The sequence below is a fragment of the Arthrobacter sp. HLT1-20 genome (genome assembly GCF_054510895.1).
Genome location: NZ_JBTNDR010000017.1, coordinates 26,805 through 50,254, shown reverse-complemented (window position 1 = coordinate 50,254; position 23,450 = coordinate 26,805). Strand labels below are relative to the sequence as shown.

The following is a 23,450-nucleotide window of genomic DNA, read 5'->3' as shown; positions in this document are numbered from 1 at the left end:
TGAAGGGTTCGAGCGCCGCATTCTCGCGCGCTCGCCGTTGAAAACTTAGCATAGCCTACCCTTACTTCCTAATGGGCCATATTCTTGTTGCGTAATTCGTGATGTGGGTAGCTGAGAATGACGCTTCATGACCTACGACGGCGGCAGCTCCCCTCACAGCCAACGCCGCCGAGTAGCCTGGCGGAGCCTGAACAAGCTGCACAGCAAGCAGCGGATGACCAGAAATTTCCGCGGTGGAGCAGGCGCCGGCAGCAACAAAGTCCAGCTGGGCAGGGTCTCGCAACAACCCCACCCCCAACGCCTTGAGCACGGCTTCCTTACGGACCCAAAAGTCCGCCCGCTGCCGGGCACGCAATCCTGGCGGCAGGCTGGCGACGAGCCGACGTTCCTGAGCGGAGAGTGCCACGTCATCGAAGCCGGCAAAGGATGTGGCTCGATGCTCCTCGACGTCCACACCAACACCGGCTCCCTGGGTCACGGCCACAATGATCTGCCTGCCGGCGTGGGAAACGTTGGCCTGGAGCGGCGTGGTCAGTCCGGGCACGGGGGCATGGCGGAGCACCGGCTTGCCGCCTGCCCCGGCCGGCGGCAGCAAGCTGACGCTGCATGGATCAACGTCAAACTCTTGGGCCAGCAGGAGTTTCAACAGCACCCGTGCGGTGGCCGAGCGGTCCCGGTCCACGGTGTCCCGTTTGGCCCCCACCATGGACCGTTCCGCCGGACTCAGAAGTAACGACTGGGCTGCCGATGGTTCAACGGCTGCTTGGGCAAACCACACGTGGCCAGACGGCAGGAATGCATCCTCGGTCATGGCGTTGCGGAAGCTGGAGTAGTGGAGAGAGCCGCCTGCCCGGGATCGGGGCCGAACGTCTGCGGCGAAGGTGCATCGAGGGACCCGGTGCGGCGTAGGGCACCGAATCCGATGAGTCCGGCGGTGCCCAGTACCGTGGCAACTGTGCCGAAGATCAGCACCGCCAGGGTGGCCGGTACGGCGCGGCCCAACCCGCCCAAGCCCAGTGCGCCCACGGAATCCCCGCCCACTTCCTGCGCCATCCACAGGGCATTGACCCGCCCCAGCAGGTGATCGGGCGTGTGGGCCTGTACCAGTGCGTATTGCAGAACGCCGCTGAGGGAACTCAGGGCCCCAAAAAGTGCCAAAAGAATCAAGGCACTGGCCAGATCCCGGCTCAAGCCCAAGGCGGCCAGGGAGACGAAGGAGGCAATGGAGAACACGGCCATGGCTCGGCCCGGATGCCGTGCCTGGCCGATCCAACCACTGAACAAGGTGGCCACAACCGCTCCGCACGGCACGGCCGCATACAGGAGCCCCGTGCCCTGGGCGCCCACACCCAAGGCCACAACACCGAGCGCGGGTAGCATGATGCGAATGCCCGAGGCCATGGTTTCCAGTGTCCCCAGCACCACGACGGCGCGGACAATTGGCTGCCGGTACACAAACGCGGCACCCTCGGCGGCAGCCCGCACGGGGTGGCTGCGCGGCCCTGCCTGCTCCGGCTTCAGCGACGGCAGGCCCGTCAACAACGTGATGGTCAGCAGGGTGGCCGCTGCAGCGCCAGCATAGGTCCAGCCCACCCCGGCCGCGGCAATGATGACCCCGGCCAGTGCGGGTGAGGCCATGGTGCCCAGCCGGACAGTCAGCATGTTCAGGGCACCCGCGGCAGCCAGTTTGTTCCGTGGCACCAGGGTGGGTGTGAGCGCCATGAGTGCCGTGACGCTGAGTGCTCCGAAGAAGCCGTCCACTCCGCCCACCACGTAAATGGCGGCCACGGAGGGATCCGGCAGCCACGCGTTGACTGCCAACAAGGCAAAGCCCGTGCCGCCGATCATGCGTGAGTAGAGGATGATTTTGCGCCGATCGAACCTGTCGGCCAGGTCGCCGCCCACCAGCAGCCCGGCAAAGGCGCAGAGCCCTTCCACGGTGGCTGCAATGCCCACCTGCAGCGTTGATCCGGTCAGTTCAAAGATCTGCACCGGCACGGCCACGGCCAGCATGCCCAGGCCAAAGATGGAGATGGTGCGGGCAATGAAGATGCGCCTGAATGCGGCACTGCTGCGCAGGGGGCTGGTGTCGATCACGAGCCCGGCGAGGAACCTGCTTGTGGCCGGTTCAGTCATCGTCGTCTTGCTCGTGGTGGTCCAGCCCGGCTGTCCCTTGCTTCCAGTAGCCGTCAATGTCCGCATGCTCCGCCGGGATTGCCAGTACGTCACGCACATGGCGGCGGATGGGTTTGATGGCAGCGGCCTCCCCCGCCACCCAAACGAACAGCTCCCCCTGGGGCCTGACAAAGTTCTCGATAGCGTCCAGCAATACGGCCGGACCCTGGGCTGAACGATCCAGATACGTGACCTCGATGCCCTGGCGATCCGCCAAAGCGATCCTTTCACCCGGGTTGGCGACACTGATGAACACCTGGGCCCGGGCGCCGCTGGGCAGTTCCTCAACCCAGCGTGCCATGGCCGGCAGGGCCGTCTCATCACCGGCTATCAGGTAGTTTTCAAAGTCGCCCGGGTAGAGCTGTGAGCCCCGCGGACCCAGCACCCCCAGCGGATCGCCCGTGGCTGCGTGCTGCGCCCAGCGCCCAGCAACCCCGTGGTCGTGGAGCACAAAGTCGAGCGTCAGGCGGCGGGCGGCGGCGTCGTACGAGCGAACAGTATAGTCACGGAAAATGGGCCGCGGCCGTCCCTGCGGCATCACCAAACGGTCATCGGTAACCGTGGGCAGATGAATTTCGCCCGACTCGAGTTCGGGAAACACCACCTTGACGTGGTCCGAGACCGTCAGGGGCTCAAAGGGGCACGGCTGCGCCAGATCCTCACCGCTCAACACTATCCGGCGCATGGCGGGGGCCAGGGTTTGCGCATCAACAACCCGGAGCAGGCGCGGCACCAAGGGATGCATGCGCAGTGTGATGCGGGGTTCGTTGGTGATGGGGGTTCTCATGCTGGAGCCTTTCGATGGGTGGGACTGGGGATCTGCGCTAACAACGCGGCCAGTTGCGGGCCGAGCACTGACAGGGTTGCCGGGGACAGGATGTCTTCGTGGGCGCAATCCACGGGGTGGACCCGCAAGCTGTCCACTCGCTGAGACCAGGCGCGTTCGGGGTCAAAGCCCTCCGGCACAGTTGCCATGGCCACGAAGAGCTCGGCCCGGCCGGGGAAATGGTCTGTGCTAGCGGCCGAGAGCAGCCGCACAGAGTCCTTGTAGTTGGCAATAATCTCCGCAGTCATGGCGGCCTGTTCCGCGCGGGACTCGCTGTCCCCGCCGTCGAGACCCAACTGTTCGCGTTGCGCCTCGGCGGCAATCTCCGCCTCCGCACCTGCGCCCCAGTCCTGGTCTTCCGGCGGGTAGGTGTCCAGCAGCCCCAGGAACGCCACCTGCTCCCCCTCGGCGGCGAGCCGTGCGGCCACGGCCTGGGCAATGGTGCCGCCCAGCGAGTAACCCAACAGCTTGTACGGCCCGTGCGGCTGCACGGAGCGAATGCTGTTGTAGTGCCTGGCGTGCACCTCTGCAAGATCGTGGGCTGTGGCGAGAGGGCCCGTGGGGCGCGGCGATTGCAAGCCAATGAGCGTCTGTTCAGGGTCCAGATAGGGTGCCAGGGACCTGTACTGCCAGGCGAATCCCGACGCCGGATGGATGCAGAACACCGGGTCGGTGCTGCCGCTGCGAATCGACAGGATCTCGGCAAAGGCTTCCCGCCCGTCCGAGGCGCCCTCGATCCGCCGCGCCAATGCCGCCACGGTGCCCGTTGTCATGATGGTGCCCACGGCCACTTTGCGGCCGAGGGTTCGGCCCAGCTCGGCGGCGAGCCGCATGGCCAGTAGCGAATGGCCGCCCAGGGCGAAGAAATCGTCCCCCGCACCTGCCACCGGAACACCCAACACCGTGGCGAAGGCGCCGGCGACGGTTTCCTCCAGCCAGCCGGCGGGTGCCCGTCCGCTCGATGCTGCCAGCGCTGGTAGGGGCAGGGCGTTGCGGTCCAGTTTTCCGTTGCTGGTCAGGGGCAGTGCCGCTAAAACCATGAACGACGCCGGGATCATGTGGGCGGGCAGCCTGCCGGCGCACTGCTCCCGACAGAGCGAAAGAAGCTCCTCCGGGCCGGCATCGCTGGCCGCGGCGCCGGGCACCACATAGGCAATGAGGGACCTGTTGTCCGCTCCCGCCAGAGCGGTGCCACCGCCCAGGGACTTCGCGGCCACGACTGCCGCCTCCACACCCGGGACGGATGCAAGCACGGCCTCGATCTCGCCGAGTTCAATGCGCTGGCCCCGGATCTTTATTTGGTCATCGCCGCGGCCCAGGTATTCCAGGTCCCCGCTGGGCAGGCGGCGCACAATGTCACCCGTGCGGTACATGCGGGTGCCGCTATCAAAGGGGTTGGCAATGTACCTGCTGGCAGTGAGGGACGGCCGGCCCAGATACGCCGTGGCCAGCTGCTGCCCGGCCAGGTACAGCTCCCCTGCCACCCCCTGGGGCACCTGGCGCAGCGTCCCGTCCAAAACGTGCAGCTGCGTGTTCCAGACCGGGGCGCCGATGGGCACCGAGGTGGAGACCTGGCCGTCAACTGGCTGGGCACCGGCAAAGAAGCTCACATCGATGGCTGCCTCCGTGGGGCCATACAGATTGTGGACGGGCACCCCAAAGCGATCCTGGGCTGCCGCGCTCAACTCACGCGAGAGCGCCTCGCCGCTGCAGAACACCTGGCGCAGCGCCGGCAACACGCCCGCTGGCACCGTACCGGGGGCATCAGCGAGGAAGGCGGCCAGCATGGACGGCACAAAGTGCACGCTGGTGACCGCCCCACGCTGCATCAGCGCCTGTAGTTCCACCGGATCCTTGTGAACCTCGGCGGGGGCCACCAGCTGGGCGGCACCGGCGATGAAGGGCCAGAAGAATTCCCAGACGGAGACGTCAAAACTGGAAGGCGTCTTTTGAATCACCACATCCGTGGCGTCCAGCGGATAGGCGTCCTGCATCCACAGCAGCCTGTTCACAATGGCGGCGTGCGACACCACCACTCCCTTGGGCAGGCCCGTGGATCCGGAGGTGTAGATGACGTAGGCAGGATGCGCCGGCGACAGCTCCGCAGCCACTTCCTCACACCACCGCAGATCAGTGTCCGTGGGCTGCATGCAGGGCTCCTCGGGGACCACAATGGTGACGACGGACGCGGGGAAACCAGCCGCCAGGGCAGGGGTCGTCAGCACCACTGCTGGCCCTGCGTCGGCCAGCATGTAATCCAGCCTCTCCCGGGGATAGCCGGTGTCCAGGGGCAGGTAGGCGGCGCCGGCCTCAACCACTGCCAACAACGCAATGCTCAATTGGGCGGAGCGCGGAATGCTGACGGCCACAAGGTCTCCGGTGCGCACCCCTGAACGGCGCAGGCGTGCGGCCAGCTGCGCCACGTGGTGGCGCAGCTCGGCATGGTTCAGCGTTGTCTCGCCGAAATGGAGGGCCGGAGCCGCGGGATGCGACAGTCCCCCCTGATTGAGTAGATCGCGCAGCGTCACCTGGGCCACTGGACGCCCGGTGGCGTTGACCTTGTCAAGGGCGGCTTTCTCCGCTGGCAGCAGCGCATCCATCGCCGCCAGACTTTCCGCAGCAGGGCAGGTGATGCGCGCCAGGGCGGCCAGGAAGCGCGGCAGCAGGGTGGAGCCGGTGGTGGCGCCCAGCCTGTGCTCCACAACCACCTTGTAGCCGTGGTTCTCGGGCAGGATCAGGACAGTGAGTGGGTAGTGGGTGTAGCCGCGGTTGCCCAGGGCCGCCACCCGCAGATCGGCGCTGCCCGCATCTGGCGATTCTTCATCGGCCGGATAGTTCTCCATGACAAACAGGGAGTCGAACAATGTGCCGGTGCCGGCCAGTTGCTGGATCTCGGCCAGGCCAAGGCGGGCGTGCTCGCGCAGTTCCACCTGGTGTTGTTGCAGCGGGGCCAGGTGCGCGGCCGGAGGCAGGGCCGGGTTGAAACGCACCCGCACGGGCACGGTGTTGGTGAACAGGCCAATGACGTTGTGGCTCTGTTCGTCTTCGCGCCCGGAGACTGTGGTGCCGAAGACGACGTCGGGCCTTCCCGTCAGCTCGGAAACCAGCAAGGCGTGGGCCAGGGCAAAGAGGGAATTGTGGGTCACGCCGTGCACTAACGCCGTGGCGGACAGTGCGGCACAGAGCGAAGCATCCAGCGTGTCGGAGGATTCCAGCGGTCCCCCCTCGACGGCGCGGGGAACCAGGGTGCCTTCCAGCAAGGTGGGTGTGGCGCCGGAAAGCGCCTGCTGCCAGGCTGTCCTGTCTGCCTCAACAACGCGGCGGGAGTTGGACGCGGCCACGTACTTTTGCAGGGCATTGGCGGTGCCCGTGCGGCCGGAGTTGTAGCACTCCAGCAACGCCGTGACGATCAGCGGCGTGGACCAGCCATCCACCAGGAGGTGGTGGGCGCTGAGCAGTAGCCGGGCCGAACCGTCGGTCCACCACACCAGCCGGGCGGCCAGCAGGGGCCCGCGCTCCACATCGAAGGCACGTGCAGCTTCCTTGCGTTCCAAGTCCAGCGTGGCGCCCGCGGGATCGGTGGTGTCGGCAATCAGGATTTCGGCGAAGTCGAGGGGCGCCCTGAACGCCGGGTGCGGTATGACTTGGACGGGGACGGGGCCCGCGCCCGTGTTGAAGGACGCACCCAGCTGCGGGTGGGCATCCAGCATCAGCTCCAACGCAACACGCATGCGCTCGCCGGACACTTTCCCGGCCAGTTCCAAAACAGTCACCGAGCTGTAGTTGCCACCCTGGGCGCCGAGCTGGTCGTGGAACAGCAGGCCCAACTGCAGCGGCCCCAGTGGCAGCACTGCCAGTGCGGGGCCGTGGCCGGACTCGATGCGGGCCACCGCTGCTGCGTCCAGGCCCGTGCCGGGTACATCGGCTGGCACCAGGGTTGCCGCCGCCAGCGCAGGCGTGGCACGGGCGCATTCCGCCAACGCGGCGGCGATGCTTTCCATGGCCGCTGTCACGGCCGCAACATCCGCTGCGTCCAGCAACCGGGCTGCCCAGGTCCAGCCCAGGGCGAGCTGTTCGCCGTCGAGGAAGGCATTGAGTTCCAGCGGGTGCGTCAGCGGCATGGCGCCGTCCTGGCTCACGGCAAAGGCATCGGCAAAAACCGTGCCCTGCTGGACGGGGGTGAAATGGCCCTCCGCTAGGGAGAACCGGCCCAGGCAATTCACCAGCAGGGACGGCGGGTTCTGTGCCGCGGCGGCGCGCAGTTCGGGCTGGTTCGTCCCGTCCAAGTAGCGCAGTATGCCGTACCCCATGCCGTCTGCAGGGGTGGAACGAACCGCCTGCTTGACCACACGCAGTAGGGGCGCGGGATGGCCCTTGCCCTCCGACAGCGGCTGGTCAACCATGCCTGCAACATCAAGGAACAGCGGGTGCTCATCCGTGAGCCAAGCAACGGTGCGTTCCAGATCGTCAACCTCACTGTGGCGGCCGTGGGATTCACGGGTCAGCTGCAGGGAATGCTGGCCAAAGTGGCTGGCAACTGCCAACGCCGTCACGGCCAGCAGGGTTTCCTCGACCGTTGCGGCGCAGGATTCTGGCAGCGTGTGCAAGATAGCAGTAGTGGCTTCTTCGCTGAGCAGGATGCGGGCAGTCCCGGCAGTGTGGTGGGTGTCCAGCGCCGGATCGAGGGCGCCGCGCCCCAAGGGATCCATGCCACCCTGCAACTGCGCCAACCAGTGGCCCAGTTCTGCGCGGCGTGACTCCTGCTGGGCACGCAGCCGGTGGCCCCACTGACGCAGGGAGGTTTGTTCCGCCTCAAGCTGCGGGCGCCGGCCGGCCAGCAAAGCCGTCACGGCCTGGTCCAGATCGGGGAGCAGGGTGCGCCAGGAGACGCCGTCCACCACCAGGTGATGAATGGCTAGCACCAGCTGCCGGTCCCCTTCGCCGGCGAGCAGCACGGCCTGGACCATGATGCCTTGGGCCGGATCCAGCCTGAGTGCCGCAGCCGGGAACTCAGTGTCCGCTGTGGCCAGGGGCTGGTCCGTGCGGTCCGTGACTGTGCCGCGGACGACGCCGGGAATCACCTCGGGGGACGGAATCACCATTTCCCCGCCGCGAGCCATTGCCCGCAGAGCCGGGTGGACACGGAAAAGTTCGGCCAGCGCTTCGCCGAGAAGATCCGCCGTGAGCCCCGCGGGCACGGCGACACAGACGCCTTGGGCGTAGTGGGCGTCCAGGCCAGCATTCTCGGCAAACCAGTGCTGGATGGGCAGCGCGTCAACAACACCAGTGGCGGCCACGGTGTGACGCTGCTGGGACTCCAACGGGACCAAGGCTGTTGCCATGGCTGCGGGCGTCCGCTGGGCGAACACGTCGCGGGGGCGCAGCTGGTAGCCGGCCCGCCGGGCGGCGCCGCACACTGCCATGGCAGAAATGCTGTCTCCACCAAGCACAAAGAAGTCATCGTCGGGCCCCACTGAAAGCTGGCCCACCACAGTGGCCACGGCCTCACACACCAGGGCCTCGAGGTCATTGGCCGGGGGCCTGCTGCGTCCCACCGCCGGGGCAGTGGGGGCAGGGAGTGCTGCGCGGTCAACTTTTCCGTTGACCGTCAGGGGCAGTGCCGTGATCCGCACCAGCACAGCGGGCACCATATAGTCCGGCAGCGACGCCGCCAGCAAGGCTCGCAGCTGCGCCTCGGGGGCCTGCGCACCGGCCAGATCGCTGCCGGCGGCCGGCACAAAGTAGCCGATGAGCCTGTTGGTGTGGCCCAATGCCTCGGCAATGACCACGGCCGAAGCCACATTGGGCAAGCAGCCCAGGGCGTCTTCCACCTCGCCCAACTCCACCCGGTGCCCGCGCACCTTAACCTGGTCATCTGCGCGGCTGAGGTAGTCAATGTGGCCGTCGTGCTGCCAACGGACAAGATCGCCGGTGCGGTACATGCGCCCGCCGGAGCCAAACGGGTCCGCCACAAAACGCGACGCCGTCAGCCCGGGGCGGCCCAGGTAGCCGCGGGCCAGGCCGTCGCCGGCAATGTACAACTCCCCCACCACCCCCACAGGCACCTGGCGAAGTTGATCGTCCAGAATGTGGACACGGGTATTGCCAATGGGCCGGCCCACCACGGGGTGGCTGGACTCAGCCACGGAGGCCCCCAGCGTGTCCACGGTGTATTCGGTGGGGCCATAGAAGTTGTGGCTGTGCGTGCCGGAGTTGCTGTGCGCGCGCAGGGCGGCCCACAAGGCCGCCGAGGCGGCCTCCCCGCCAAAGAGGATCAGGGCCGGGTGGTGCTCCCCCGGCGCCAGCAGACCACAGTCGAGCAGCTGTGACCCCAGGGACGGCGTGACATCAATGGCGTCGATGCGCTCCGCACACACCAGGTCCACAATGGCCTGCGGGTCGCGGCGCTGTTCATCGTCCAGGACGTGTAGCTGGTGGCCCAGGTACATCCAGATCAATTGCTCCCAAGAAGAATCGAAGGAGAACGACGCACTGTGGGCTGCCCGGACCGTCCGGCCTGCGAGCGCGTCCACTGCTTCTCCGAATACTCCTGCTTCATGGGTCGCGACAAGGTTGGACAGCCCGGTGTGGGGTGTCATGACGCCTTTGGGTTTTCCTGTGGAGCCTGAGGTGTAGATGATGTAGGCCAGGTCGTTGGGGGTGACGGGTCGCAGCCGTTCGGCTTGTTGGATGGGTCCGCCGGGTTCGCGGGCGATGGCGTCGTGGGTGACCGGTGAGTCGATCAGGACCACGTGTGCGGTGAAGGGCAGCTGGGTTTGGAGCTCGCAGGTGGTGATGAGGACGTGGGGTGCTGCGTCGCGCAGCATGTAGGCGAGGCGTTCACTGGGGTAGTCCAGGTCCAGGGGCAGGTAGGCGGCGCCCGCGGTGAGTACTGCTGCGATGCTCACCACTGTTTCGATGGAGCGGGGAAGTGCGACGGCGACTACCTGGCCGGGTCCTACGCCGTGGCTGATCAGGTGCCTGGCCAGTGCGTTGGATCTCTGGCCTAGTTCGGTAAAGCTCAGGGTGTCTGTGCCTGCCACCAGGGCGGTGTCCGTGCCCTGCCGGGACACGAGCCGGTCCAGGCGTTCCATGACTGTGGAGGTGGGCGCACCGGAGGGAGCACCCACAGTGGGTCCGGTGCCCCATTCGCCGGTGATGGAGGCGAGTTCATTGGCCAGGGGTAGTGGCGCTGTTGCGGGTTTGACCTCATCGCTGGCTGCGAGCGCAGTGATCCAGGCGTGCAGGCGTTCGCCGTGGAGTTGCAGGTCTTTGTCTGTATACCGTGCCGGGGCGGCTTCGAATTCGATGGCAATGCTGCCGTTGTTCTTGTATACGGCGAACTCCAGGTCATCCACGGGTCCGGCGGACAGATGATGGGTGGAAAGCGTCACTCCGGGCAGTTCGAACATGTATTCGAAGATCTTCAAATTGAGCACGGGACCGTGCAGGGCAGAGTCACTACCCACCAGCCCGGCGTCGCGGCGAATCTGTTCTGCGCCGTAGCGGCTGTGCCCTCGAACTGCGCCCAGGGCTGCTGCCGTTGCTGCAGACAGTTGGCCCAGCGAGTCCCCATGGGGGACATGAAGCCGCAGGGGCATGACGGCAACTACGGGTCCCGCTGCCCGCAGGGCCGCCGTTCCCATGCGTCCCATGAAGGGAATGCCCAGCATCACCTCGGTGGTGTTGGCCATCCTTGCCAGGTAGCTGGCTATGGCTGTGGTCAGTACATCGGCCCAGCTGACCTTGTGCGAGGCTGCTATGCGGGAGAGCCTGGCCGTGAGGGCGGTGTCAAGGCTGATCCCGCTGCGCCGGGCCGGACCTGCTGCGGCACTCAGGGATTCGGGGACTGCCAGGGTCAGTGCCGGTGGCAGCTGTGCACAGTAGCCACGCCAGAAGGCGGCGTCCGCCTCCTCAGCGCTGGAACCCCGGTAGCTGGCCTCTGCCGCAACCACCTCCGCAAAGGACGTGAAGGCAGGGGCCGGTTCGGGTGTGCCTTGCACCAGGGATGCGTAGTGGGCGCCGATGTGCCGGGTGATGGCGCTGAAGCTGTAGCCATCCACCAGGATGTGGTGATAGCGCTGGTACCAGAACCATCGGTGCTCCCCCACCCGCAGCAGCAGCTGCCGGTAGAGGGGATCCTCCCCCGTGAGGGACACTTCTGCGGCAAGGTCTGTGCCCATCACCTCATGGGCCCTGCTTTCACCCTCGGCACGCAGGTCAATGACTTCCAGCGCCTGTGGGCTGGCACTGTCCTGCCATTGCATGGGCGCCCCTGCCACCTCGCCAAAGCGGAAGGCCACTGTGTCCACGGCAGACAGGCCCCGCCGAACAGCCTCAGCCAGCGCCGCGGAGTCCAGCTCGCCGTCGATCTGGGCATAGCGGGCAACGTTGTAACTGCTGCTCTGCTCCCCCTCCAACTGATGGGCATACCAAATGCCCGGTTGTGCGCCAGCCAGGGGCATCAGGGTGAGGGCATCCAGTGGGTGCTGGTGTTGGGCAAGGGTTGGCGATGACGGCATGGAAGTTCCTGTCGGTAAGGAGTGGGCTAGGACGTGCTGGCGCGGGCGTGCTCGCGTAGGCTCAACGGCCGCAGGTCGCTCCACTGCCGTTCGATGTACTCGGTGCATGAGGTGTGTGAATCGGGCCCAAAAATGGTGTGCCACCCCATGGGTACGGGCACAAACTCAGGCCACAGGCTTTGTTGCTGCTCCAGGTTGCTCAACACCAGGAACACACCCTCCTCATGGTCAAAGGGATTGCTGGACGCACTCATGCGTTGACCCCCACTGCTGTCAGCTCTGATGTGGCCAGTTCCAGGGCTGTGGCCCATGCGTGCACCGTGGAGGCTCCGGCCAGCACCTCAAAGGAAGCTGCCAGGCCATCCCCGCGCAGGGTTTCCACCAGATCCATGATTCTGATGGAGTCCAGGCCAAGGTCCAGCAGGTCGTCGTGGTCGCCAATGCTGGCTGCCTCCACGTACATGAGCTCGGCAACGTATGTCCGCACCCGCTCGCTGATGTTTTCGACGGCGCTCGCAGCTGATGCTTGCCCCGGCGCCCAGGTGGCAACCAGTGACTCCGTTGGGATGACAACTCCACAGCGTCCTGCCACCCATGCCAGCGCCTGGGCGTGGTGGTCGGCGCTAAAGTCGGCAACGGCGTCGGACACCAGGAACGGCTGGAAGTCATTCATGAAGGCGTCAGCGGCTGAAACCTGGCAGCCAATGTGCGCGTAGACACCTGTGATGATGAGCTGGTCCCGCCCCTTGGCCCGCAGCGTCTCGGCAAGGTCCGAGCGCTGGAATGCCGAATAGCGCCACTTGGTCAGCACCGTGTCCCCAGGTTGCGGCGCCAGCTCGTCAATGATGCGGGCGCCGTCCTCATTGGAGCCAATGCCCGGACCCCAAAAATCGTTCAACAGGGCCCTGTCCGCGGGCTGCTGGTGGGCCGGCTGGGCTGTGTAGTACACGGGGATGGCCAGCTCACGGGCCAGCTGGATGAGCCTGGCAACGTTGGCCACCAGTGTGGTGGCTGGTTCCTGGCCTGCACCGAACGGGCGCAGGAAATGCTTTTGCATGTCATGGACCAGCAAGGCTGACCGGCTGGGGTCAGCTGTCCACGGCACAGAGGGCTGAGGCAGCTGCTCAGGGGTGGGCATGGCGTAGGCGATGCTCGGGGGAAGGTCATTGTGCATGGGAAATCCTTTGTTGGTTGCGAGTGATGTTAGGCGCTTGGGGTGAGCTGATCTTTGAGGGTGCGCCGAAGTTCTGCCCGGCTGTTCTTGCCCACACCTGTTACGGGGAACGCCGCCACAATGTGCACCCGGTCAGGGATCTTGTGGGCGGCCACGCCACGGCTGCGAATGAAGGCATGAACATCCTGCCGTGAGGGCGGCTGACCTTCGGCCACGATCACGGCGCAGGAGATTTCACCCAGGAACTTGTCCGGGACGGCCACCACGGCTGCATCGAAAATGTTGGGGTGCGCCAGTAGGTGGTCCTCAACCTCCTCGGCGGAGATCTTCTCCCCGCCCCGGTTGATCTGGTCTTTGCTGCGCCCCTCCACCACCAGGTGGCCACTGGGCAGCTGCCGGGCAATGTCACCGGTGCGGTAGTAGCCATCGGCAGTGAATGCGGATTTGTTGTGTTCGGGAGCCTTGTAGTAGCCGCGGATGGTGTACGGGCCGCGGGTGAGCAGCTGCCCGGGGTCTCCGGGTGCTACGGGGTTTCCGGCGTCATCAAGAATCAGCACCTCATCATCGACACTCATGGGGCGCCCCTGGGTTTCTGCCACGGTGAACGGATCGTCCTCGGCCCGGGTGTAGCAGACAAGGCCTTCGGCCATGCCAAAGACCTGCTGTAGCCGCACCCGCAGTACCTTTTGAAGCTCGACGGCGGCACCCGGCAGGAACTTGGCCCCACCCACCGAGACGGTGTCCAAACTGCTCAAGTTGGCTGTGCTGTTGCGGGCGGCACGTGTCCACGCCAACGCCAACGGCGGCACGAGCGGTACGTGGGTGACTTTTTCCTGCTCAATGAGGGCAAAGGCCAACTCGGGGGCACCATGGGCCGCCAGCACCACACGCCCACCAGCCAGCAGCGCACCCAGGAACCCCGGTGAACTCATGGGGAAATTGTGCGCAGCCGGCAACACCAGCAACAGGACAGTGTCACTGGTGTAGCGGCACACCTGAACACTTTGGCGTACCGAGTAGAGGTAATCGTCATGACTGCGCGGAATGAGCTTGGGCGTGCCAGTGGTTCCGCCGGACAGCTGCAGGAACGCCAGCTCGGAGGTGTCCACCACGGGGGCCTTGCGGGGGCTCACGGCGCCAAGCCGGGCCACAGACGCCAGCTCCAGCTGGGAGGTGCGCGGGGCGCCGTCGATCATCACCATCAGGCCCCCGGGAATGCCCTGGGCCAGAACTGCTGCCATGTCCCTGAAATCAAAGCCGTCATGAACGGCCGGGCCAATGTAGGCAACCGGATCCGCCTGCGCGGCAATGGCCCTGAGCTCGCTAATCCTGTGGGCCGGCAGCAGGTACACCGGGATGGCTCCTGCCCGCATGAGAGCCAGGGCGCTCACCACCAAGGAGACCCGGTTGGGCAGCTGCAGCAGGACCCTGTCGCTTGGGCCAATGCCGAGGGCCGCAAAACCCGCGGCAAGCTCCGCAACGCGGCGCTCCAACTCGGCATAGCTGACACGCTCGGCGGCATCCACCAGCGCAACCGCATCAGGCCGGTCCAGAGCATGACCGGCTGCGATGGCGTCCAGGCGCTCGCCGGCCCAATAGCCCTGCTGGCGGTAGTAGTCGGCATTCGCTTGCGGCCACGCCACGGTTCCTAAGGTCCTCATGGCGCGGTCACGCCCAAACCGGCAAGAATGGTGCGGAACTTGGCTTCAGTTTCGGCAAGTTCCATTTCCGGATCGCTGCCCGGGACAATGCCGGCTCCCGCATGCACGCGCAAGTCGTCATTGGAGACGTCCGCGCAGCGAATGCTTACAGCCCATTCGCCGTCGCCGGCGGCATCCATCCAGCCCACAGCACCGGCATAAAAACCCCGATTGCTTTCCTCCAGCTCCGCAATGAGATCGCACGCCATCTGGGTGGGCCAGCCGCACACGGCAGGGGTGGGGTGCAGGGCAAAAGCCAGGTCAAGGGACGTGGTTTCGGGATCCTTCAGCCGTCCGGAAATCTTGCTGGAGAGGTGCCACATGGATCCGGTGCGCACCAGCTCGGGAGTGGCCGGGACCAGCAAGTTGACGCACAGAGGGCCGAGAACCTCCGCCACCATGTCCACCACAATGGCGTGTTCGCGCAGATCCTTGGCTGACTCCAACAGCGCGGCCGCGCTGGCCAAGTCCTGCACCGGATCTGCGCAGCGGGGAACGGAACCGGCCAGCGGGTTGCTCAGGGCCATGATGCCGCTGCGGCGGATCAACAGTTCCGGGCTGGCCCCCACCAGGGTTCGCCCTTCCGGTAGGGGTGCGGCAAAAACGTAGGCCGTGGGGTTCTGCCGAATCAGGCGGGCCAGCAACTGATTCATGTCGAGAGGCTCCGGCAGGGTGGTGCTCCTGGATCGGGCCAACACCACTTTCTGCAGACCATCGGCCGAGAATTTGGTCAGGGCTTTGGCCACGGCATCCGTGTAGTGCGGGTCTGGGGCATTGGGTGCCATGCCTGTGCGCGTGCCTTGTCCTGTCCGCGCGGCTCCCGACGGGGCCAGGCGGGGGCCGCGAAGAGTTGAATCCATGACCACAAACTCACCGCTGCCGCCAGGGGCAAACGGCAGGACCCCCGCAATGGCCGAGCGCCGCCCCGCAGCGGCGAAATGCTCAGCCAGGATCCGGCGGCTGTTGTGGGCGCCCATGCTCAGCCGGCTGCCGCCGCGGCCCAGGATGCTGCCAGCGGTCCCGGACATCAGGAAGTCACCCTGCCGGTACTCGGCTAGGGGGTCGCGCAGCCACTCCGAGGCCGGGATTGAATAGTCTGCTTCTTGCAAAGTCATGAGATGCCTTTCAGTGAAAAGTTCGCGTAGTTCAGGCACGCAGCGTTGCGCCGCCGTCAACGTAGATGTCCTGCATGGTGATGTGCCGGGCCTGCTCCGAGAGCAGAAACACTGCGGCGTTGGCAATGTCCTCGGGTTCTGCCATCCGGCCCAAGGGGATGCCCACACGGAACTGGGATAGGTCGCCGCTGAGCACTGACTGCTCTCCGGCCGCCTGGTCATCGCCCCAAAAGTCACGTTGCATGGCGGTGTTGGTGGATCCCGGGCACACGGTGTTGGCCCGGATGCCGTGCGGGGCCAGCTCCAGGCCAACGCAGCGCAGCAAAGCAGCCGCTGCCGCCTTTGAGGCTGAGTACAGGGGCATGGAGGCCCGCGGCACACCGGCAGCGTTGGAGCCGATCAGCACCATGGACCTGTTGGCTGCAGCGCCATCCATCAGCAGCCTCGCGGCCGCTGTGACAATCAGGAAAGTGCCGTCGGCATTGACAGCCATGGTGCGCCGCCAGGCACCAATTCCGGCACTCAGGGCCGAGCCCGTGGCAAGGACGCCCGCCGCGTGGATCAATGACCCCAGCGGTTCGGGGCGTCCGGCAATGAGTGAGAACAGAAGCTCAACGGACGCGGGGTCGCTGACGTCCGTGGGAACGGCAATGATGCGCCGGCCCGTCAGTTCCTTGGCCAGCTCAGTCAAGCCCGGCATGTTCGTATCTGCCAGCACCAGCACATCCGCTGGATCATTCTGCTGGTGGATGGCCCGGGCGCAGGCCCGGCCAATGCCGCTTGCTGCTCCTGTCACGAGCACTACTGTCGGGGACTCCATGGTCTTGGCCTCGCTGGTTGTCGTCGGTGCCCGTTACTTTCGAGCAAGTGAACAGAAGCGAGCATAGCCTTACCTAAGTTCTTTAAGTCATATTTTCCTTTCGTTATTTCCTTTTTTGGCGCTTGACAGGCGCAAGTGTCGCGAGATAGTGCGGGTCCCGCGCCGTTCCGTATGGGCCCGGCCCCCGCAGAAGCTCAAATGTGCCGAGTTTCAGGGATTTTCCCCGCGATCCTCCGCGATCTTCATCGCGGCGGGTCCCCTCCGTGACGGTGCGGCCGGGGTGACAAAAACCCGCAATGCGTCACCAAATCGTCCACAATGTGAAACATCTCACTTTCTGAAGGACGCTGACAGTGGGGGGAAATAGTTCGCCTCCGCCACCAAATGGCCCCGGTCGGCACTTTTCTTAGGTTAGGCTTACCAACGCCGCGCCCGTGCGTGGCCACAATCTTCCTCACCAGCCCCAAGAAACGAGAACCACCATGATGTCCCCTGCCGGATGCGGTGCCTAGAGGTGTTTCAAACCCGGCGCAGGCGCGCCCCCCTGACCCTGGCGTGGGCTACCAGCGTGGTCCTGCTACTTGTTTTGAGCCTTCTCAGCCTGTCCACGGGCAGCCGCGCCATCCCTCTATCCGACACCTGGAACGCCATAGCGGCATTCAACCCCGCCGAAAGCACCCATTTGCTGGTCCTGGAGCTGCGGCTCCCCCGCACCATCCTCGCCATCGCTGTGGGTGCCGCCCTGGCCTTGGCCGGCGCACTGATGCAGGCGCTGACCCGCAACCCCTTGGCGGAGCCGGGAATCCTGGGCATCAACGCCGGTGCCGCGGCGGCCGTCGCCGTGGGGCTGGCCTTCTTTGGCGCCACGTCCCCTGCCCACTACATGTGGTTTGGTTTTGCCGGGGCTGCTGCGGCGTCCCTGGTGGTTTATGCCTTGGGCCGTGCCCACGACGCCGGCAATAACCCCATCCGGCTGGTCCTGGCAGGTGCGGGACTGAGTGTCATGCTCGGTTCTTTCACCGGCATCATCATCATTGCCGGTGATTCACGCCGTTTGCGCAATTTTGTCAATTGGGCCAGCGGGTCCCTTCAGGGCCGTGGCTATGACGTGGTCCCGTGGGTGTTGGGTGCCGCCCTGGTGGCCATCATCATGGGACTCGCCACAGCAAGGAGCCTGGACTCGCTCTCACTGGGAAATGACCTGGGCAACGCGCTGGGGCTGAAAATGCGCACCACCTGGCTGCTGGGTACCGGCGCCATCCTCTTGCTGGCCGGCGCGGCCACCGCCGCTGCGGGTCCGATTGGATTTCTGGGCTTGGCTGCACCCCACATGGCACGCATGCTGGTGGGCCCCAACCACAGCAGGCTCCTGCCCTTCTCCATGATCCTGGGCGCCATCCTGCTGTTGCTGGCAGACATCCTGGGACGCTTCATCGCGGCGCCGGGTGAACTCAGCGCCGGAGTGATGAGCGCCGTCATTGGGGCGCCGGTGTTCATTGCCCTGGCCCGACGACGAAAGCTGGTGCAGTTGTGAGCGTCATCAAAGACACGTCCAGGACGCGCATGCGCCGCCTGGCCGGCAACCGGACAGCGGCGGTGGGGCTGGCGATCGCCGCCGCCACCGTTCAGCTGGCACTGGTGTCCATGCAGACGGGCACCATTTCCTTCTCGTTTTCGGAGGTGATGGCTGCCGTCTTCGGATTCTCCGATGATCCCAAGGCCGCCCTGGTCATCCAGCGCATCCGGCTTCCCCGCACGGTGACGGCCATCGGCGTGGGGCTGTGCCTGGGCGCGGCGGGGGCCACGTTCCAGTCGATCTCACGCAATGCGCTGGGCTCCCCCGACATCATTGGGTTCACCACGGGTGCCGCCACGGGCGCGGTAGCCCAAATCATGCTCTTCAACGCCGGCCCGGTGGCCACGGCCGTGGCAGCCATTGCCGGTGGCCTGCTTGCGGCCGCCGTGGTGTACCTGCTGTCAGTGCGCGGTGGCGTGAGCGGTGGTTACCGCCTGGTCCTGGTCGGGATTGGTGTTGGTGCACTTCTGGCGGCCGTGAACACTGTGCTGCTCAGCAAGGGCAATGAAGACTTGGCCGCCCAGGCCCAAATGTGGCTCTCGGGGTCCCTCGCGGGGCGAAGCTGGGACCACGCCATCCCCGTCACACTGGCAGCAGCCTTCTTGCTGCCGATCCTGCTGATCCAGGGCCGCAGCCTGGGCCTTTTGGAGATGGGCGACGACGTGGCCCGCGCCTTGGGTGTGCGGGTTGAGACGAGCCGGCTGACGTCCATGGCTGCCGCCGTCGGGCTGACGGCCGTGGCAACGGCGGCGGTGGGTCCCATTGCGTTCGTGGCGTTGGCGGCGCCGCAACTTGCTGCCCGCTTGACCCGCTCCGTACACGTCCCCCTGGGCACCGGCGCCCTGATGGGGGCTGCGCTGCTGGTGGCCTGCGATCTGCTCACCCAGCGTCTGCCGTTACAGGTGCACGTCCCGATCGGCCTGATGACGGGGCTGGTGGGCGGCTGCTATCTGCTCTGGCTGGTCACCCGCAGCAAACACATCTAATGCTCTCAACCTTTGAAACGTCGCTGAAAAGAGAAACCGCGTGAAGACACCAAGCACCGCACCCGCCCCGGGTGATGTCCTCTCAGGCCTGGGCCTGGACCTTGGCTATGACGGGCGCCAAATCTCCGTTGGGTTGGATGTGGTGATCCCGCCCGGATCGTTCACAGCCATTATTGGACCCAACGCGTGCGGCAAGTCCACCCTCTTGCGGGCCTTATCCAGGCTCCTGAAACCCACCTCCGGCCAGGTCCTGCTGGAAGGGCGTGACATCCACGGCTACAAGACCCGCGATGTTGCCCGCCGCTTGGCCCTACTCCCGCAGCAGTCCTCCGCACCGGACGGCATCACGGTTGCCGATCTGGTGGCACGCGGCCGGTTCCCGCATCAGGGCTTGCTGCGCCAGTGGTCCGAGGACGACAGGGCGAAAGTTGCCGAAGCCCTGGCAGCCACGGGCGTCACGGACCTGGCCGAGCGGGCTGTTGGTGAACTGTCCGGCGGGCAGCGCCAACGGGTATGGCTGGCGCTGGCACTGGCCCAGGACACCCCCATTTTGTTGTTGGATGAGCCCACAACGTTTCTGGACATAGCTCACCAACTGGACGTGCTGCGGCTGTGCAGGAGGCTGCACCGCACCGGGGAGTACACTCTGGTGACGGTGTTGCATGACCTGGCGTTGGCGTTCAGGTTTGCCGACCACGTGATTGCCATGAAGGACGGCAAAATTGTGGCGCAGGGACCACCTCGCGAGATTGCCACCCCAGAAATTATGCGCGAGGTTTATGGCATTGAGTCGGTGGTCATCGAGGATCCTGCCACGGGCGGGCCTCTGGTGGTGCCCTTGGAACCTGCGGATGAGGCGGGCGGACACGGTGTGGTGCAGCACCCCGGCGTGGGGGTGACGGCATGAGCGCGGTGACCGGCGGCTCCCCGGCGCAGGTTTTCCCGGCACCCAGGGACCCGGTAGCAAGTCCCGCTCCCGTGGTGACGGTTTTGCGCGGCCATTTCGCCGCTCAATGGGCTGCCCTGGACGCTACAGGGCGGGGCAGTTTGCTGCTCGGATCTGACGGCGGGATGCCGCGGGTGCAGCCCTCCCCCCAGGGCAATCCCTGGGAGAAGGCCGTGACATTCCTGCACCTCGCCCCGGAGGCCTCGGCAGTGGTGTTGTCGGCCAACGCGCTGGTCAATCAGCGCGACGTGGGTGCGAGCGAGTTTGAAAAGGTTGACGCCGCCGGATTGTGGGCGCTGACATTGCTCATGCCGGCCGGCTGGGAATGCGGGTACAGAATCACGGCGCACCTGGGCGCCGGGGCGGCGCCGTGGCGAGCCAGCACGGACCGCCGGGCCATCCGCATGGCTGCCGATGCCGGCGGACCAGACCCGCTGAACCCCATCCTGGGAGCCGGCATGAACGGCGGCGCCCTCTCGGTGCTTCGGCTGCCAGGGGCCCCGTCAACTCCGTGGCTGGCCCCTGCTGTGCCCCTGAGCTCCGCCGGAAGCCCCACAATGGGCGACACTGCCCAGGCTGGCACGGCTGACACTCGGCCCTCTCCGGGGCTGGCGGAACTGACTCTGAGAGATTCCATTTCCGGGCGCGTGCGCACGGTGTGGGTCTATGCCCCGCCGGTGGAGATGTACCGCGGCGACACACCCCTTTTGCTCCTGCATGACGGCCAGGTGTGGGCCAAGTACCTCAATCTCAAGGACACCCTTGATGCGGCCATTCGCTCCGGTACAGTCCCGGCCCTGCATGTGGCCATGATTGATTCCCTGAATGCGGAGACCCGATCCGACGAGCTCAGCGGGCCCACCGGAACCGTGGATTTCGTCGCGAATGACTTGCTGCCGCTGCTGCGTAGGCGCCTGCCCGTACGCTGCGATGCCGCCGGCACCATTGTGTCTGGAGCCAGCTACGGCGGACTTGCTGCGCTGTGGCAAGTGGCCCGCTACCCACAGATGGTGGGTGTGGCGTTGGCGCAATCCCCGTCGTTGTGGCGGTACGACCTATCCCAGCCCCTTGAAAAGGTACTGGACCGTGTGGTGCTGCGTGTGCAGGCGGGCATTTACGAGGGCGACATTCACCAGGAGTCGCAGGATCTCTTCAACCATTTGGCGCCGCTGGGGGCGGACATCGGCTTCAACTCGGTCACGGGCGGGCATGACTGGACCTGGTGGAATCCGTGGCTCATTCACGGCCTGCGGGAGCTGCTGCAATTCCCAGCCGCCGCTGCAGCCACTGCGCGGGCCCTTGCCTAGCGGTAGTCGCCGTTGGCGAGTCTTACCCCGGGGGTGTTGGCCCAATTCCCAATGAAAGTTGCGGCGGCCCCGTTGGTGATGTCCCAGCCACCCGAGCCATTGGCGAAAGCGACCGGGATGGTTGACCAGCCGGGTGTTTGGCGGACCAGGGCGATGTCGGTAAGCCCGTTGCCATTGAAGTCACCGGTCACGATGCGAACCCCTGGCGTGTTGGCCCAGTTCCCGATGAACGTGGCGGCGGCCCCGTTGGTGATGTCCCACCCACCGGAGCCATTGGCGAAAGCGACCGGGATGGTTGACCAGCCGGGTGTTTGGCGGACCAGGGCGATGTCGGTGAGCCCGTTGCCGTTGAAGTCACCGGTCACGATGCGAACCCCTGGCGTGTTGGCCCAGTTCCCGATGAACGTAGCCGCAGCGCCGTTGGTGATGTCCCAGCCACCGGAACCGTTGGCGAAAGCGATGGGGATGGTGGCCCAGCCAGCCGTTTGGCGGACCAGGGCGATGTCGGTGAGCCCGTTGCCGTTGAAGTCGCCGGTCACGATGCGAACGCCCGGGGTGTTGGCCCAGTTCCCGATGAACGTTGCGGCGGCCCCGTTGGTGATGTCCCAACCACCCGAGCCATTGGCGAAAGCGATGGGGATGGTGGCCCAGCCAGCCGTTTGGCGGACCAAGGCCACGTCCGTGAGCCCGTTGCCATTGAAGTCACCCGTCACAATCCGCACCCCCGGGGTGTTCGCCCAATTCCCAATGAACGTTGCGGCAGCACCGTTGGTAATGTCCCACCCACCGGAGCCATTGGCGAACGCGACCGGGATGGTTGACCAGCCCGGTGTTTGGCGGACCAGGGCAATGTCCTTGCCCCGCACGTGGGACACCGAGTCAACGGCTAATTCGGCGGCTTCCAGGCACAAGGCGATGAGTCCGGCCGAAACTTCCTTGATGATTTCCTCCGCCTCCATCCAGCCCGGCTGGAAGCTGTGCCCGCATTCCACCGTGAATGCGTACACCTTGGGCCGGGTCGGGTCGGCAAAATGGCGTGCGAAGGCATAGTCGTCGCTTGCACCGGAGGTCGGGTACAAGTCATACGCCTGTTCAACCCCATAGTTGTCACCCCGCACGGCCCTTACCGCTTCATTCATGCGCGCACTAGCGGCGGCGAGTAGCGACAAGTCATCGGATGGAATGAACTCACCGTATGCGGTGTCGTTGGGGCGCCCGCGCACGGCGTCGAAGGCACTGTTGAGAAATGTCTGGGTTGGTTGCGTGCTCTGGTTCTGATCGCTGCCCCAGCTGTGCAGGATGACCGGCACGGCGCTGTGCACATCCATGTGCCAGCGGATCGAAGGAGTGTTATCCAGCATCCACACAACGTTGCGGGTTTCAGGTTCCGATCCGGCAGCGGGTCCGCGGTACACGTTGGCGTCACAGGGGTTATCCGAGGCACTGACGCCGGAGTCTGCGGCGAACTTTGCCAGATGGTCCCAGAGGAAGTCGAAATTGCGGTTGATATCCACGCCGAGACAGCTGCCGCCGCCACTGCCGGGGCGCCGATTCTTGCGCCACATCGCCTGACTGGTTTGACTGAAATTCCGTCCGTCCGGGTTGACGCAGGCAAAGACGAATATGTTCACCGATTCAAGGATGCTGCTCACCTCAGCGGCAGAGAATGTGGCCCCGCCATAGCCTAATCCGGTGCCGGTCTCATAGGCCTCCAGAAGGTCGGCGCTGAAAGCGATCAGGGCATCCGGGGGAACCCACTCCCGGGCGTGCATGCCGCCGAGGATGAGGACTCCGTCCGCTGACGGATCACCAGCACCCAGCCGCAGGATGTGGCTGGTTCGGCCCTCGTGAGTGGTGTTCGGTGCCGTCATGAGGGTGGTCATGGCCGGATAGGCGGCCGCCAGGTTTTCCAGGGCGGACTCTATTTCGGCAACATTCAGGTAGGGCATGGCGTCTACTCCTTCCGCCCCAGACCCCGAGGGATCTCACCCCTGGCCGCGTACCGGTTGCCGCTGCCAACTTCCTGCTGCCGCGCCCGGCCCACCTCTGAAGCATTTTCCAGGACCTGCAGCGAAACACTAGCGGCACTGCGAACGTCCCTCGCTGCCTGCAGCCGAGTTTCGGGCAGGTAGGCGTCAATCACGAAGCCCCCCTCGACCTGCCGGGCTATTGCCCGGCAGCCAAGATCCGGCTGAATTTCGTCCGTGAACTGCTTGAGCTCCGCCAGGGTGGCCGCACGGATTTCAATGTGGATGATGGGATCTTCACTCATACTCAACGCTCCCTTGTTGACTGTTCCCCTG

General features: G+C 65.6%; 15 protein-coding genes. 4 read left to right on the top strand and 11 right to left on the bottom strand.

Features of this window, described 5'->3' with window-relative positions; genetic code table 11:
* Nucleotides 1–61 precede the first annotated feature (61 nt).
* Genes ACX80Q_RS10890 through ACX80Q_RS10850 form a run of 9 tightly spaced genes read right to left on the bottom strand, consistent with a single transcriptional unit; the run spans nucleotide 62 to nucleotide 16,308 of the window.
* Nucleotides 62–811, bottom strand: a complete 750-nt coding sequence (locus ACX80Q_RS10890) for a 4'-phosphopantetheinyl transferase family protein (RefSeq protein WP_459330553.1) — start codon at nucleotides 809–811, stop codon at nucleotides 62–64.
* Complete coding sequence (entS, locus tag ACX80Q_RS10885) at nucleotides 808–2,136, bottom strand: enterobactin transporter EntS (RefSeq protein ID WP_459330552.1); 1,329 nt, start codon at nucleotides 2,134–2,136, stop codon at nucleotides 808–810. Before entS ends, ACX80Q_RS10890 begins: the two co-directional genes overlap by 4 nt.
* Nucleotides 2,129–2,962, bottom strand: a complete 834-nt coding sequence (locus ACX80Q_RS10880) for a siderophore-interacting protein (protein ID WP_459330551.1) — start codon at nucleotides 2,960–2,962, stop codon at nucleotides 2,129–2,131. Before ACX80Q_RS10880 ends, entS begins: the two co-directional genes overlap by 8 nt.
* On the bottom strand, nucleotides 2,959–11,523 hold the full coding sequence (locus tag ACX80Q_RS10875; protein ID WP_459330550.1) for an amino acid adenylation domain-containing protein: 8,565 nt from the start codon (nucleotides 11,521–11,523) through the stop codon (nucleotides 2,959–2,961). Before ACX80Q_RS10875 ends, ACX80Q_RS10880 begins: the two co-directional genes overlap by 4 nt.
* Nucleotides 11,524–11,549: 26 nt before the next feature.
* Nucleotides 11,550–11,777: an MbtH family protein gene (locus tag ACX80Q_RS10870; RefSeq protein WP_459330549.1), complete on the bottom strand. Its 228-nt coding sequence runs from the start codon at nucleotides 11,775–11,777 to the stop codon at nucleotides 11,550–11,552.
* Nucleotides 11,774–12,697 (bottom strand): isochorismatase family protein, encoded by a 924-nt coding sequence (locus ACX80Q_RS10865; protein WP_459330548.1) that lies wholly within the window; start codon nucleotides 12,695–12,697, stop codon nucleotides 11,774–11,776. Before ACX80Q_RS10865 ends, ACX80Q_RS10870 begins: the two co-directional genes overlap by 4 nt.
* A gap of 29 nt (nucleotides 12,698–12,726) precedes the next feature.
* A complete protein-coding gene (locus tag ACX80Q_RS10860; protein WP_459330547.1) occupies nucleotides 12,727–14,340 on the bottom strand; it encodes a (2,3-dihydroxybenzoyl)adenylate synthase in 1,614 nt (537 codons plus the stop codon).
* 14 nt (nucleotides 14,341–14,354) lie between these two features.
* Complete coding sequence (locus tag ACX80Q_RS10855) at nucleotides 14,355–15,512, bottom strand: isochorismate synthase (RefSeq protein ID WP_459330546.1); 1,158 nt, start codon at nucleotides 15,510–15,512, stop codon at nucleotides 14,355–14,357.
* 31 nt (nucleotides 15,513–15,543) lie between these two features.
* On the bottom strand, nucleotides 15,544–16,308 hold the full coding sequence (locus ACX80Q_RS10850) for an SDR family oxidoreductase (protein WP_459330545.1): 765 nt from the start codon (nucleotides 16,306–16,308) through the stop codon (nucleotides 15,544–15,546).
* 592 nt (nucleotides 16,309–16,900) lie between these two features.
* Here ACX80Q_RS10850 and ACX80Q_RS10845 point away from each other — a divergent pair.
* The 4 genes from ACX80Q_RS10845 to ACX80Q_RS10830 are packed head-to-tail and all read left to right on the top strand — an operon-like array spanning nucleotide 16,901 to nucleotide 21,147.
* Nucleotides 16,901–17,866, top strand: coding sequence for a FecCD family ABC transporter permease (locus ACX80Q_RS10845; RefSeq protein ID WP_459330544.1), 966 nt, complete (start codon nucleotides 16,901–16,903; stop codon nucleotides 17,864–17,866).
* The gene (locus ACX80Q_RS10840; RefSeq protein WP_459330543.1) at nucleotides 17,863–18,894 is read left to right on the top strand and encodes a FecCD family ABC transporter permease; all 1,032 of its coding nucleotides are present in this window, start codon (nucleotides 17,863–17,865) and stop codon (nucleotides 18,892–18,894) included. Before ACX80Q_RS10845 ends, ACX80Q_RS10840 begins: the two co-directional genes overlap by 4 nt.
* 40 nt (nucleotides 18,895–18,934) lie before the next feature.
* Nucleotides 18,935–19,801: an ABC transporter ATP-binding protein gene (locus ACX80Q_RS10835; RefSeq protein WP_459330542.1), complete on the top strand. Its 867-nt coding sequence runs from the start codon at nucleotides 18,935–18,937 to the stop codon at nucleotides 19,799–19,801.
* The gene (locus tag ACX80Q_RS10830) at nucleotides 19,798–21,147 is read left to right on the top strand and encodes an alpha/beta hydrolase-fold protein (protein WP_459330541.1); all 1,350 of its coding nucleotides are present in this window, start codon (nucleotides 19,798–19,800) and stop codon (nucleotides 21,145–21,147) included. Before ACX80Q_RS10835 ends, ACX80Q_RS10830 begins: the two co-directional genes overlap by 4 nt.
* Here ACX80Q_RS10830 and ACX80Q_RS10825 read toward each other — a convergent pair.
* Nucleotides 21,144–23,096 (bottom strand): M14 family metallopeptidase, encoded by a 1,953-nt coding sequence (locus ACX80Q_RS10825; protein ID WP_459330540.1) that lies wholly within the window; start codon nucleotides 23,094–23,096, stop codon nucleotides 21,144–21,146. The genes ACX80Q_RS10830 and ACX80Q_RS10825 overlap by 4 nt on opposite strands.
* Nucleotides 23,097–23,101: 5 nt before the next feature.
* A complete protein-coding gene (locus ACX80Q_RS10820; RefSeq protein ID WP_459330539.1) occupies nucleotides 23,102–23,419 on the bottom strand; it encodes a hypothetical protein in 318 nt (105 codons plus the stop codon).
* Nucleotides 23,420–23,450: the final 31 nt, after the last annotated feature.

Coding starts and splice junctions, on each gene's coding strand:
- ACX80Q_RS10890 (WP_459330553.1), bottom strand. CDS start 811: ATGACCGAGGATGCATTCCTGCCGTCTGGCCACGTGTGGTTTGCCCAA.
- entS (WP_459330552.1), bottom strand. CDS start 2,136: ATGACTGAACCGGCCACAAGCAGGTTCCTCGCCGGGCTCGTGATCGAC.
- ACX80Q_RS10880 (WP_459330551.1), bottom strand. CDS start 2,962: ATGAGAACCCCCATCACCAACGAACCCCGCATCACACTGCGCATGCAT.
- ACX80Q_RS10875 (WP_459330550.1), bottom strand. CDS start 11,523: ATGCCGTCATCGCCAACCCTTGCCCAACACCAGCACCCACTGGATGCC.
- ACX80Q_RS10870 (WP_459330549.1), bottom strand. CDS start 11,777: ATGAGTGCGTCCAGCAATCCCTTTGACCATGAGGAGGGTGTGTTCCTG.
- ACX80Q_RS10865 (WP_459330548.1), bottom strand. CDS start 12,697: ATGCACAATGACCTTCCCCCGAGCATCGCCTACGCCATGCCCACCCCT.
- ACX80Q_RS10855 (WP_459330546.1), bottom strand. CDS start 15,512: ATGACTTTGCAAGAAGCAGACTATTCAATCCCGGCCTCGGAGTGGCTG.
- ACX80Q_RS10830 (WP_459330541.1), top strand. CDS start 19,798: ATGAGCGCGGTGACCGGCGGCTCCCCGGCGCAGGTTTTCCCGGCACCC.
- ACX80Q_RS10825 (WP_459330540.1), bottom strand. CDS start 23,096: ATGCCCTACCTGAATGTTGCCGAAATAGAGTCCGCCCTGGAAAACCTG.
- ACX80Q_RS10820 (WP_459330539.1), bottom strand. CDS start 23,419: ATGAGTGAAGATCCCATCATCCACATTGAAATCCGTGCGGCCACCCTG.